This is a genomic window from Arthrobacter sp. KNU-44 (assembly GCF_051843155.1).
GTDB lineage: Bacteria > Actinomycetota > Actinomycetes > Actinomycetales > Micrococcaceae > Arthrobacter.
The window spans coordinates 4,399,840-4,411,908 of the sequence record NZ_JBPXNG010000002.1; the positions used below are offsets into that span (position 1 = coordinate 4,399,840).

Consider the following 12,069-nt stretch of genomic DNA (forward strand, 5'->3'; position numbering starts at 1 on the left):
TCCAATCCGCTACGCACTCGATGCCGGCCAAAGGGGGATGTGTCAGTGACCTTAAAGGCTCTGTCGCCAGAGGAACGTTCCGATGCCTTGGAGAAAGCCGCGAGAGCCCGGGCACGACGGGCTCTCGCGAAGGAACAGCTCAGGACGGGCGAACTCAGCTTTGCCCGGCTGATTAAGTCGGCACAGACTGACGAGGCCATCGCCCGCATGCGTGTTTCCGAGCTTATCGAGGCCGTTCCGGGCATCGGCCCGGTCCGGGCGGCGACCATCATGGCGGAGATCGGGATCGCCGCTTCACGCAGGCTCAGGGGCTTGGGAATTCACCAGTCCCGGTCGCTGATAGATTTTATGGAAGACAAATACGGCGTTTAAACGAATGCAGCGTTTAACAAATGCAGCGTTTAACATATGCGGCGTCTAAGAAGATATGCAGCATATATAGGATCTCCACGAAGGACGATGTGAGCAAGAATCCGGGACTGACCGTCCTCGCAGGCCCCACTGCCGTTGGCAAGGGAACAGTATCCACGTATATCCGGGACAATTACCCCGAGGTCTGGCTGTCAGTTTCAGCCACCACACGCGCCCCGCGGCCGGGGGAGAAGGACGGCGTCCACTACTACTTCAAGTCCGCCGAAGAATTCGACGCACTCGTCGAGGACGGCCAGTTGCTTGAGTGGGCCGTGGTCCATGGAAAGAACCGCTACGGCACGCTGCGCAGCACCGTGGACGCCGCCATCGCCGAAGGCAGGTCCGTGCTGCTGGAGATCGATTTGCAGGGGGCCCGCCAAGTCAAGGCGGCAGTTCCGGACGCCAACTTCGTGTTCCTTGCTCCGCCCAGCTGGGACGAAATGGTCCGCCGTCTGGTGGGACGCGGCACCGAAACCCCGGAGGAACAGCAGCAACGGCTGGAAACCGCTAAACTGGAACTTGCCGCTGAACCGGAGTTTGACCACACCGTCATCAATGACGACGTACGCCGGGCAGCGGACGAGCTTGTTTCACTCATGGGGCTTACCCCGCACCAGCGCTAAGCGCTAGCACCTGTCAGCCCGTTAGAATTTGGAGAATTCGTGTCCACGAACCTTGAAGGCATCATCAACCCGCCGATCGACGAGCTGCTTGCTGCTGCCGATTCAAAGTACGGCCTGGTGATTTTCGGCGCCAAGCGCGCGCGCCAGATCAACGCGTACTACGCCCAGCTGCACGAGGGCCTCTTCGAGTACGTTGGCCCGCTGGTCGACACGAAGCTGAACGAGAAGTCGCTCTCCATCGCCCTGCGCGAGATCAACGAAGGCCTGCTGGTTTCCACTCCCATCGAGCCCGCAGAGTAAACAGACTGCCTGTTGACGGAGGTCACGTGCGCATAGTCCTCGGAGTCGGGGGAGGGATCGCAGCCTACAAGGTTGCATCGCTCCTCCGGCTTTTTACTGAAGCCGGACACAACGTCACGGTCATTCCCACGGAAGCAGCCACTCGGTTTGTCGGCGTGGCTACGTGGGAGGCCCTCTCGGGCAATCCGGTGAGCAACAGCGTCTTTGACGATGTCGAGAAGGTCAACCACGTCCGTCTCGGGCATGAGGCGGACCTCATCGTGGTCGCCCCGGCAACTGCGGACCTGCTGGCCAAGGCAGCAACCGGCCAAGCGGGGGATTTGCTGACCAATACACTCCTCATGGCCCACGGTCCGGTGCTTTTCGCTCCCGCAATGCACACCGAAATGTGGCACAACAAAGCCACCCAGGCGAATGTGGAGACACTGCGCAGCCGGGGCATCACCGTCCTGGAACCCGCAGTGGGCCGGTTGACCGGCGCGGACTCCGGGCCAGGCCGGCTGCCCGAGCCGGAAGCGATCTTCGCGGCCGCCATGGCTTTGGTCGGCACATCCCCGCCTTCAACCCTGCTTGCTGGCCCGAAACCCCTGGCCGGGCGCACCATCACGATTTCCGCCGGCGGCACCAGGGAAGCCCTGGATCCGGTCCGTTTCCTGGGGAACAGGTCTTCCGGCAAACAGGGTGTTGCACTGGCCGCCGCGGCCCTTGACGCAGGCGCCCATGTCAGGTTCCTCGCAGCCCACATGGAGGTCAAGGCACCCGCGGGCGTCGAACTGATCCAGGTTGAATCCGCTTTGGAGCTCCGTGATGCCGCGCTGGAAGCCGCTGCCGGCTCCGACGTCGTGATCATGGCCGCGGCCGTCGCGGATTTCCGCCCTGCCGAAGTTTCGGACACGAAAATCAAGAAGGTCAACGGCAACGATGCCCCCGTGGTGCGCCTCGTGCAGAACCCGGACATCCTGCATGAGCTGGTGGTGCGCCGCGACGCTGAGGCATCCACGCAGTTGATCATCGGGTTTGCAGCCGAAACCGGAGACGAGGACGGCAACGTCCTGGAGCACGCCACCGCCAAGCTCAAACGCAAAGGCTGCGACCTTTTGGTGGTCAACCAGGTCGGCGTCGGGCGCGTGTTCGGCCAGGACCAGAATTCTGTGATCATTCTCTCCGGCCATGGCGCGGCGCCGCAATCGGCGGCAGGTTCCAAATCCGACGTCGCCGCCGCTGTTATTGACCGCATCAGCACGGAACTGAGCCGCGTGCACCCGGCAACGTAAGCGCCGCGTGACGCTCATTGCTTAGCTGGTCCATCCTTAGCATAGGGACATACGGCGGAACCCGGCCGCCCCCAACCGAGTAAGGTAGTCGAGTGACTTTACCGCTGCACCATGAATCCCACGGCATCCCGTCCAAGCTCCGGCTCTTCACCTCGGAGTCTGTTACGGAAGGGCACCCGGACAAGATCTGCGACCAGATCAGCGATGCCATCCTCGATGCGCTCCTGGCTGCAGACCCCGAGTCGCGCGTGGCTGTTGAAACCATGGCCACCACCGGCTTGGTGCACGTAGCCGGCGAAGTCACCACTGATGCGTATGTCGAAATTCCGCAGATCGTCCGCGAGACTATCCTCGGCATCGGTTATGACTCGTCCGCCAACGGCTTCGACGGCGCCCGTTGCGGCGTGTCTGTCTCCATCGGACAGCAGTCCAACGACATCGCCGGCGGTGTCTTCAATTCGCTCGAAGCCCGCGAAGGGCGCCAGGAGGACGACTACGACCTCCAGGGCGCCGGTGACCAGGGCATCATGTTCGGCTACGCGAGCGATGAGACTCCGTCCTACATGCCGACGCCGATTTGGCTCGCCCATCGGCTCTCCGAGCGTCTCACCGAAGTCCGCAAGAGCGGCGAACTGGCCTACTTGCGCCCTGACGGCAAGACCCAGGTCACGGTCGGGTACGACCGCGACCGTCCGGTTTCCGTTGAAACGGTGGTCATCTCCAGCCAGCACGCCGAAGGGACCCACCTCGATCGCCTGCGTGCCGATCTCGCCTCCCACGTGATCGAGCCCGTCCTGGCCGTGTCCAACCTGGACATCTCCCACGTCGCGAACATCCTGAACCCGGCCGGTGCCTTCGTCATCGGCGGTCCCGTCGGCGACGCCGGGCTGACAGGCCGAAAGATCATCGTTGACACGTACGGCGGCATGGCCCGCCACGGCGGCGGTGCCTTCTCGGGCAAGGATCCGTCGAAGGTGGACCGTTCGGCGGCCTACGCGATGCGCTGGGTAGCGAAGAACGTCGTAGCGGCAGGTTTGGCCAAGCGGGCCGAAATCCAGATCGCCTACGCGATCGGCCAGGCGCGTCCGGTGGGCACCTACGTGGAAACCTTTGGCACCGAGACTGTTGACCCGGCCAAGATCAGCGAAGCGATTGCGGAGATCTTCGACCTCCGTCCGCGCGCCATCATCGACGCCCTCGACCTCAAGCGCCCCATCTACGCAAAGACCGCGGCGCATGGCCACTTCGGCCGCGACGAGCCGGATTTCACGTGGGAACGATTGGACCGCGTGGACGAATTGAAGGAATTCTTCAACGCCTGACTTGGCTGCTCCAGCCAGGGCCGGAATTGTCGGTGGTGCCTGCTTGGATTGCCCCAAGGCATCCGGCACTCCAGGGAGGTGGCAAGCATGAGCGATGGTTCACTGCTTCCGTTTGCCATGGCGTCGTCTTCGCCATCCCATCAGCCGTCCTTGTTGCAAGGGTTCCCTTCGCGGGGGACCGACGTCGGGGGACCACCGCTCGCGGCGAGCGATCCCGTGGCACGGGTCCTGATCGAATCGTCCTTGCCGCACCTCGACAGGCCTTTCGACTACAGCGTCCCGGCCGAGTTGGATGGAACGGCTCTGGCAGGCGTCCGGGTCAAAGTCCGCTTCAGCGGTCAGGAACTCAACGGCTATGTCTTGGAGCGCATGGAATCGTCGGAGGCCGGACATGCCCTGACTCCGCTCCTCAAGGTGGTTTCAGCCGTTCCGGTTCTGACTCCGGCGTTGCTGGAGCTTGCCTCCAGCGTCGCGGCCCGCTACGCCGGGACGCTCAGCGATGTCCTCCGCACCGCCATTCCGCCCCGCGTCGCGCGCCTGGAGAAGCAGTTCCTCTCCGGCGAATCCCTCTTGGAGGAGCCAGGGGAAGGCAGCGAGGAGCGCAGCGGGTCCATACAGGGCTCCGCTACGCGGGCGCAAGCGGCGTGGGCTTCCTACGCCAACGGGGCGCCTTACCTGCAACACCTCGCCGGGGGTGGCTCACCCCGTGCCGTCTTGACTGCGACACAGGGCTTTGGAGCCGCCGGCTGGCCCGAGCTTGTGGCGTCTGCGGTGGCGGCAGTCCGCTCCTCAGGGCGGGGCGCCGTCGTCGTCGTCCCCGACTACCGTGATCTCGACCGCATGGAGGCGGCGCTGCGCGCTGTCCTGCCACCAGGAGACCTCGCGCGGTTGACGGCGGACGACGGCCAGACACCGCGGTACCGGAGCTACCTTCGGCTCCTCAGCGGCGCCGCGAAGGTGGCAGTGGGCACCCGCTCCGCTGCGTACGCTCCGGTGCAGGACCTGGGGCTGGTGGTGTGCTGGGACGACGGCGACGACCTCCACATTGACCAGCGCGCCCCTTACGCCCACACCCGGGAAATCCTGCTCTTGCGTTCCGAACAGGAATCAGCGGCGTGCCTCATGGCCGCGCATAGCCGCAGCACAGAGCTTCAGCGGCTTGTCCAAGGGGGCTGGGCTGTGCCCGTGGAAGCTCCCCGGCAAGTGGTCCGGGCCAGGACGCCACGGGTGCTCAATACGGCTGACAGCTTCGAGCAGGAACGCGATCCCCTGGCGAAGATCGCACGATTGCCCGGCGCCGCTTGGCGGGCCGCCAAAGAGGGACTGGAACGCGGACCCGTCCTGGTGCAGGTGGCCCGGGCCGGCTACGCCCCGTCCCTTGTCTGCGAGGATTGCCGCGAAACCGCCAGGTGCAACAACTGCCAGGGACCCCTCGCGATCGCCGGTCAATCGGCTCTTCCGCAGTGCCGCTGGTGCTCCACCCCGGCCCCGGAATGGCGGTGCCGGCATTGCGGCGGAGGCCGACTCCGCAGGGGGGCGGCCGGTGTGCTGAGGACCGCGGAAGAACTGGGCAGGGCTTTTCCAGGCAAGGCCGTGGTGACGTCTTCGGGGGACCAGGTCAAAGCCACGGTATCCGATGCCCGTGCCCTCGTGGTCGCGACTGTGGGCGCTGAACCGGTAGCCAGCGGGGGCTACGCGGCGGCGCTGCTCCTGGATGGCAATTCGCTCCTGCGCAGGGAAAACCTGCGCGCCGGTGAGGACACCGTACGGCGATGGTTCAACGCGGCGGCCCTCGTACGGCCCGCGAACGAAGGCGGACTCGTAGTCATCACTGCCGACGACACCACCGCGACGGGCGCGTTGTTGCGCTGGGACCCTGCGGGATATGCCTCCCGCGAGCTGGCACTCCGGCAGGAACTCCAGTTGCCGCCAGCAGTCCGGATCGCCTCAGTGACAGGCAAGCGGGCCGACGTCGTGCACTTCACCGAAAGCCTGGCCGAAACTATCCAGCTGCGCACCGCGGGCCCCGCACCGGTCTCCCTCACGCTGTCTGCGCAGCGTGCGGTAGAACAGGAACGCGATCCGGACGTCCGGACACTGATCTTCATTCCCTATGCACAGGCGGTGGAGGCTACGCGTTCCATGCGGGCCGTCAAAGCCTCCAGCGCGGCGAAGCGCACCTCGGGACCCGTGCAACTGCGGCTTGACGGCGTCGACTTCCTCTAGCGTCGCTTGGGGCTGCGCATCGCAACGATCTCTTCGGCCACGGCCAGCAGTTGGCGGGCCGACTCGTCCCAATTGAAATCAGCCGCGCGTTCCACGGAACGGCGTGAGCGCGCCTGCCACAATTCCGTATCTTCAAGGGCCTTGACTGCTGCAGCAAATTCGCCCGGCGATTCGGAATGCACGTAGCTCACGGCGTCCCCGCCGACCTCACGGAAGATGGGGGTGTCACTGGCGACCACGGGAGTGCCAAGTGCCATCGCCTCGACCAGGGGCAGCCCGTAGCCTTCTGCCTTGGACAGGCTGACGAGGGCGGTAGCCCGGAGCAGGAGGGAATCGTATTCGGCATCCGTGACGCCGTTGTGGAACTCGACCTTCGCGCCCGGCGGGACCAAGGCCTCCAGCTCTGCCCGGCGCTGGGGGGTGATCCGGCTGAGCAGATGCAGGGTGAATCCGGGCAATTCGGCCATTCCCTGGATCATGGTCTCTACATTTTTGTAGGGCATGAACGAGCCCATGTAGAGCAGGGACTTCTCGGCGCCGGCTGCGGGATCGCGCGGCGCCTGGCCTGGCTGAGGTGCGTTGCCCACGATCCGGACCGGGCGGCGGGTCAAGTTGAACTCCGAGATGAGCGACTCAGTGGTGTGGCTGATGGTGGCAACGATGTCGGCCCGGTTGAGAAGCAAACGCTGCGGCCAGTAGGCCTTGTGGTAAAGCCGCCAGAGCAACCGCACCGGTGCGGGCAGAAAGCCCGGAGGGGCCGGGTGCTCATAGTAGATGAGGTCGTGCAGGGTCAGGACCAGTCCGTACTTGCGGCCCCAGGTACCCATGGTCTGCATCGGGCAAACCACGACGTCGGCCTCGAGCTTGTTGACTTCGCGCGCCACGAACAGTTCACGGGGGGACAGCGGGCTGCTGATGTGGACGTAGGGGACATCCGGGAGCAGCGCCAACTGACGCTTGTCGCTGATGAGCATGGTGACGTCCGCGATCTTGGATGTCGCCGCTATGAGGCTTGATCCGTAGCGGCTGATCCCGTCATGATGGTCCGTGCGGGTGAAGCGGGCATCTATGACGATCTTCACGCGGGGTGTTCCTCCAGGAAGCTGCGGATGGCGGCGGCGGCCGGAGCCGGCGTCTCGTAGTGGATCAAATGCCCGACGTCGGGAATCACTTCCAGCGCCCCGTCCGGCAGCAGCTCCAAGAGCTTGTGCTGGTCCCGGAGCAGGGCGATCTCGTCTTTCTCGCCGGCCACCAACAACACGGGAAGGTCCAATTGCGCGGCGACCTCGGCCACATGGCTGGACACCGAAGCCCGGAAAGACTCCAGGAGGCTCGCACGGTCGGCGAACGCCGAGAAGTACGCATCGTGCTGGCCATGAACGAAGGCCCGCAGTTCTTTGTCCCGGGTCTTGGCCATCGCGGCGCTCATGACCCGGACAATGAGGCGGCTGCGCAGGACGGCGAGCCCCAGCCGGCGCGGGAGCTTGGCGGAGACCTGGTAGTAGAGGACTGCCAGCTTGGTCATGAGGCCTTTGGGACCCTCAAGCGCGGGAGCGGCGATGGGATTGACCAGGATCAGCGGACGGATGGCTCCCGGATTCGCGGCGGCGAAATGGCTGGCAACAATGGATCCGAAGGAGTGCCCGAGGAGAACCGTGTCCGCTCCAAGACCCACGGCGGCCATGAAACCGGTGATGAACTTCCCATAGCGTTCCACGGTGTGGGGGTCTCCGGCGAAAGGCTCCGAGCTGCCAAAGCCGGGAAGGTCGGGCATGATGACACGCATTTCCGGCAAGTGGTCTACGACGCGGAGCAGGCCGTGGTGATCGCCGCGGAAACCGTGGATGACCAGTATGGTCCGGGTATCCGCGGTCACCGTGACCGGTTCGTAGCACCAATAGGCGACGTTGCTGCCGTCGAGGTCGATGTCCGAGGCACTCGTCCGGGCGGCCAAGGCCTTGCTGAAGAACTCCCGTGGGGAGGTTGGTGCGGGTTCGGGGGAGTGGTTGGTGTCCACTTGTTCCATTCGGCAGGTCCTAGTTGACGTTGTCCGGGTGTGACCCGGTGCGGTGGTGGCGTTCGAGGGCGGCCAAGCCATCCATGTCATCGGCGTCCAGCTCGAAGCCGAAGACATCGAAGTTCTCCTGGATGCGTGCCGCTGTGCTCGCTTTCGGGATGACGATATTTCCCAGTTGGAGGTGCCAGCGGATGATGATTTGCGCAGGTGTCTTCCCATATTTGTCCGCGAGGGCCCGAACTGCCGGATCCTGAAGGACCTGGCCGCGGCCCAAGGGGCTCCACGCTTCCGTGCGGATGCGCAACTGCTCGTGGAGAGTGCGGAGCCGGGTCTGCTGCAACCAAGGGTGCAGTTCAATCTGGTTCACCGCCGGAACCACTTCGGCTTTTTGCATGAGCGCATCGAGATGGTCCGGCTGGAAGTTGGAGACGCCGATCGCACGCACCCGGCCTTCGCGGTACAGGGTTTCCATTGCCCGGTAGCTTTCCTGGAACAAACCGCGCCCTGCGCAGGGCCAGTGGATCAGGTACAGATCGACGTAGTCGAGGCCGAGATTGGCCATCGAGGAATCGAAGGCGCGGAGCGTGGAGTCGTAGCCCTGGTCGTCGTTCCAGAGCTTCGTGGTGACAAAGACGTCTTCGCGGGAGAGTCCGTGGCTTCCTTCCCCGGAGCCTCCTGTGTTGCTGTCCACTCCGGGCGGGGGAATGACCGCACTGCCGATGCCCCGGCCGACCCCGGTTTCGTTGCCATACATGGCGGCTGTATCGAAGTGCCTGTAGCCGGCGCCCAGCGCAGTGGCGACCAAAGACGTGGCGTCCGCCGGCGGCACCTTGTAAAGCCCGAACCCCAACTGGTCAATCAAGACACCGTTGTTGAGACTGAGCCTAGGCGAGGGTTTCATAGCCAAGACTCTACCTACCTCGATGCCGGGAATGTTTCAGGGTCCTTCAATTATTCAGGAAGGGCTGCCGAAACTGACCAGGCGCTTCGCCGTTGCCTCGTCCAGGATCAGATCTGTGGCCAGCCTCGCTTGCAGAGCTCCGCGCAGCCCGTTGATCTTGGATGCACCCGAGACGACGCAGATGCGGCGGCGGACCTGCCTTAGTTGCTCGTGGCTTGGGCCGGTGGACCGCTCGTTGAGGGTAATGCCGTCGGAAGAGCCGTCGGCGCGGAAGAAGACGGTGGCAACATCGCCCACGACGTCCGAGCTGGCAAGCAGAGACAGGTCCGTTTCGTCGAGGTAGCCGCCGGCGTAGACGTGGCTGGGATAGTCCGAATGCACCGAACCGACACCGAAGATGGCGATGCTCATCCTGGCTTGGAGATCGAGCACGCGCTGGACGCTGCGCTCATTCCACATGGCGGTCTTCGTGGAAGCATGGTCGAAGAAAGCGGGTACAGGGAACTGTTCCACCCGAGCACCATAGGCGATGCCGAAACGGCGCATGATGTCGCTCGCGTAGGTGATGCCGGTCGTCTGCATGTTGCCGGCGCCGTTGAGCTGCACGATAGTGCTGCCGTGCGTGATCTTGCGCGTCAGGTGCCTGCTGACCGCGCTGATGGTGGCACCCCAGGCCACTCCGATAATGGCGTTGGAATCGACCAGGGGACCAATGGTCCGTGCGGCCTGGGTCGCCACCCGGTCAAGGGTTTCCGCCTCGTTCAAGGTGTCCAGGACGGGCACCACATGCACATCGACGCCGTATTCGTTGCGGATCATACGCTCCAGTTCAGGGGCGGAATCCAGTGGACTGCGGATCTGGATCTGGACCAGTCCCGACTCACGGGCCGAGGACAGCAGCCGCGAGACGGTTGAACGCGAGGTCCGAAGTTCGCGGGCGATGGCGTCCATGGTGAGGTCCTGCAGGTAGTACATCTGTGCTGCCCGGAGGGCCTCTGAATGTCGTGAGCGTGGCATCTCAATTCCGTTCTGCACGTTTGTGCAAGTAGCTTGATTTCATTTTCCATTCTTTCGAAGAATAGTTGTGCAAGGTGCGACGTCAAGTGATGCAGCGCACACACCAAAGCCCAAGGGAGCAGTTTTGGGATACACCAGCAATTCCGGTTCCGCAGCAGGATCACCACGTCGGACCTCGGTTTCGGCACTTCGCGAACGGCCGCAAGCCCAGGTGCTGATCATCGGAGGCGGCATCAACGGCGTCGGCACCTTCCGTGATTTGGCACTGCAGGGCGTGGATGTCGCACTCGTAGAACGCGGCGATTACTGCCAGGGCGCCAGCGGAGCCTCATCCCACATGATCCACGGCGGCATCCGCTACCTCGAGAACGGGGAATTCCGCCTCGTCCAGGAATCCGTGGTCGAGCGCAACCGGCTTTTGAAGATCGCTCCCCATTACGTCAAGCCCCTGCAGACAACCATCCCCATCTTCAGCACCTTCTCCGGGATACTTTCCGCCCCCACACGCTTCCTCACGCACAAGCAAGGCAAGCCGAAGGAACGCGGCGCCTTCCTCATCAAACTCGGATTGAGCATGTACGACTTCTTCTCGCGCGACGGCGGCAGCGTCCCCCGCCATCAGTTCCATGGCAAGGAGAAGGCCTTGGCTGAGCTGCCGCGATTGCACCCCGGCATCAAATACGCAGCCACCTACTTTGACGCGTCCGTGCACAACCCGGAGCGACTCACCCTCGATGTGCTGCAGGACGGCGAAAAGGCCGGGATTGGGAGCGGTTTGCCGGGCGGCAGCGCCCGTGCCAGCAACTACGTCTCCCTTCTCTCGACGGACGCCGAATCAGCCGGTACAGCCGGCACTGTTTTGCTGCGCGATGAACTCACGGGCGAGGAATTCAGCTTCCAGGCCGACGTGATCGTCAACACCACCGGCGCCTGGGTCGACCTCACTAATGAGGCAATGGGTGCCGCGAGCCGCTTCATGGGAGGAACCAAGGGTTCCCACATTGTCCTGGACCATCCGGAATTGCTCGCAGCATGCGGCGGCCGCGAGATCTTCTTCGAACACACGGACGGGCGGATCGTACTGATCTACCCGATGGGCGACCGCGTTCTGGTGGGCACCACCGACGTCGAGGCCGACATGGCCCAGGATGCCGTGTGCACCGAAGCCGAGATTGACTACTTCTTCGACCTCGTCGGGCACGTCTTCCCCTCCATCAAGGTTGAGCGAACCCATATCGTCTACAGCTTCGCCGGCGTCCGGCCGCTTCCGCGCCACGACGACACCCAGCCCGGCTTCGTATCCCGCGACTACCGGATCGAGAGAAGCGAGCGGAAAGCCTTCGGTGCTGCGGCCGCTCAAGGCGGCAAGGCCGCCGTCGTACTTTCATTGATCGGCGGAAAGTGGACCACTTTCCGGGCCCTCGCCGAACACCTGAGCAACGAGGTTCTGCGCGAGTTGGGCATGGAGCGGAAGACCTCGACGGCGAAGCTCGCCATCGGAGGCGGCCTGGGTTTCCCGGACAGCGAAGACGGAATCCAGGACTGGGTCAAGAAGCACATGGCTCCCGGTCTCGGTGCCGACAGGGTCAGCGGCCTGCTCACCCGCTACGGCACCCGCGCCGAGGACGTCATCGCCTACCTCAAGGCGGGCGAGGACCGGAAACTGCGCTCCACGAACGAGCTCAGCGTCCGGGAGCTCGAATTCATGGCGGTCAACGAACAGATCGGGCACCTCGTGGATGTCCTCATCCGCCGCACCTCGCTGGCCTTCCGGGGGCTCGTGACCGGGGAGCTCCTGAACGAAATTGCCGAAGTCCTCGCCACGCAGCTTGGTTGGGATTCAGCGAAGCGTGGAGTGGAAATCCAGCACGCACAGGAGGTGCTTCTACGTTTTCATGGCGTGACTGTTCACAGCCTCGTCGCATGAACGTAATGTACGTCACATCAGCTTGATTGTTCCGGCCAAGAAGCCTGGACA

Annotated in this window: 11 protein-coding genes; 7 read left to right on the plus strand and 4 right to left on the minus strand. The window is 63.9% G+C overall.

Annotation, left to right across the window (positions count from 1 at the left end; genetic code table 11):
* Positions 1 to 45 precede the first annotated feature (45 nt).
* The 6 genes from mihF to ACSVHC_RS21650 all read left to right on the plus strand — a co-directional run bounded on the left by mihF (position 46) and on the right by ACSVHC_RS21650 (position 6,156).
* Positions 46 to 372 carry an integration host factor, actinobacterial type gene (mihF, locus tag ACSVHC_RS21625; protein ID WP_437770077.1) on the plus strand — a complete coding sequence of 109 codons (327 nt, stop codon included), beginning with the start codon at positions 46 to 48 and terminating at the stop codon, positions 370 to 372.
* 89 nt (positions 373 to 461) lie between these two features.
* Positions 462 to 1,034 (plus strand): guanylate kinase, encoded by a 573-nt coding sequence (gene gmk / locus ACSVHC_RS21630; RefSeq protein ID WP_345450601.1) that lies wholly within the window; start codon positions 462 to 464, stop codon positions 1,032 to 1,034.
* 39 nt (positions 1,035 to 1,073) lie between these two features.
* Positions 1,074 to 1,334, plus strand: coding sequence for a DNA-directed RNA polymerase subunit omega (gene rpoZ / locus ACSVHC_RS21635; RefSeq protein WP_028267125.1), 261 nt, complete (start codon positions 1,074 to 1,076; stop codon positions 1,332 to 1,334).
* Between the two features lie 26 nt (positions 1,335 to 1,360).
* Positions 1,361 to 2,608: a bifunctional phosphopantothenoylcysteine decarboxylase/phosphopantothenate--cysteine ligase CoaBC gene (coaBC, locus tag ACSVHC_RS21640; protein ID WP_439181293.1), complete on the plus strand. Its 1,248-nt coding sequence runs from the start codon at positions 1,361 to 1,363 to the stop codon at positions 2,606 to 2,608.
* 92 nt (positions 2,609 to 2,700) lie between these two features.
* A complete protein-coding gene (gene metK / locus ACSVHC_RS21645) occupies positions 2,701 to 3,930 on the plus strand; it encodes a methionine adenosyltransferase (protein ID WP_234754218.1) in 1,230 nt (409 codons plus the stop codon).
* Between the two features lie 87 nt (positions 3,931 to 4,017).
* On the plus strand, positions 4,018 to 6,156 hold the full coding sequence (locus ACSVHC_RS21650) for a primosomal protein N' (protein WP_437770075.1): 2,139 nt from the start codon (positions 4,018 to 4,020) through the stop codon (positions 6,154 to 6,156).
* Here ACSVHC_RS21650 and ACSVHC_RS21655 read toward each other — a convergent pair.
* The 4 genes from ACSVHC_RS21655 to ACSVHC_RS21670 are packed head-to-tail and all read right to left on the minus strand — an operon-like array spanning position 6,153 to position 10,091.
* Complete coding sequence (locus ACSVHC_RS21655; protein ID WP_439181294.1) at positions 6,153 to 7,238, minus strand: glycosyltransferase family 4 protein; 1,086 nt, start codon at positions 7,236 to 7,238, stop codon at positions 6,153 to 6,155. The two genes, ACSVHC_RS21650 and ACSVHC_RS21655, sit on opposite strands and share 4 nt — an antisense overlap.
* Positions 7,235 to 8,182, minus strand: coding sequence for an alpha/beta fold hydrolase (locus ACSVHC_RS21660; protein WP_437770073.1), 948 nt, complete (start codon positions 8,180 to 8,182; stop codon positions 7,235 to 7,237). Before ACSVHC_RS21660 ends, ACSVHC_RS21655 begins: the two co-directional genes overlap by 4 nt.
* A gap of 10 nt (positions 8,183 to 8,192) precedes the next feature.
* On the minus strand, positions 8,193 to 9,074 hold the full coding sequence (locus ACSVHC_RS21665) for an aldo/keto reductase (protein WP_439181296.1): 882 nt from the start codon (positions 9,072 to 9,074) through the stop codon (positions 8,193 to 8,195).
* 54 nt (positions 9,075 to 9,128) lie between these two features.
* The gene (locus ACSVHC_RS21670) at positions 9,129 to 10,091 is read right to left on the minus strand and encodes a sugar-binding transcriptional regulator (protein WP_437770071.1); all 963 of its coding nucleotides are present in this window, start codon (positions 10,089 to 10,091) and stop codon (positions 9,129 to 9,131) included.
* Positions 10,092 to 10,215: 124 nt separating this feature from the next.
* Between ACSVHC_RS21670 and ACSVHC_RS21675 the strand changes: the two genes are divergently transcribed.
* Positions 10,216 to 12,018 (plus strand): glycerol-3-phosphate dehydrogenase/oxidase, encoded by a 1,803-nt coding sequence (locus tag ACSVHC_RS21675; RefSeq protein WP_437770070.1) that lies wholly within the window; start codon positions 10,216 to 10,218, stop codon positions 12,016 to 12,018.
* Positions 12,019 to 12,069 lie beyond the last annotated feature (51 nt).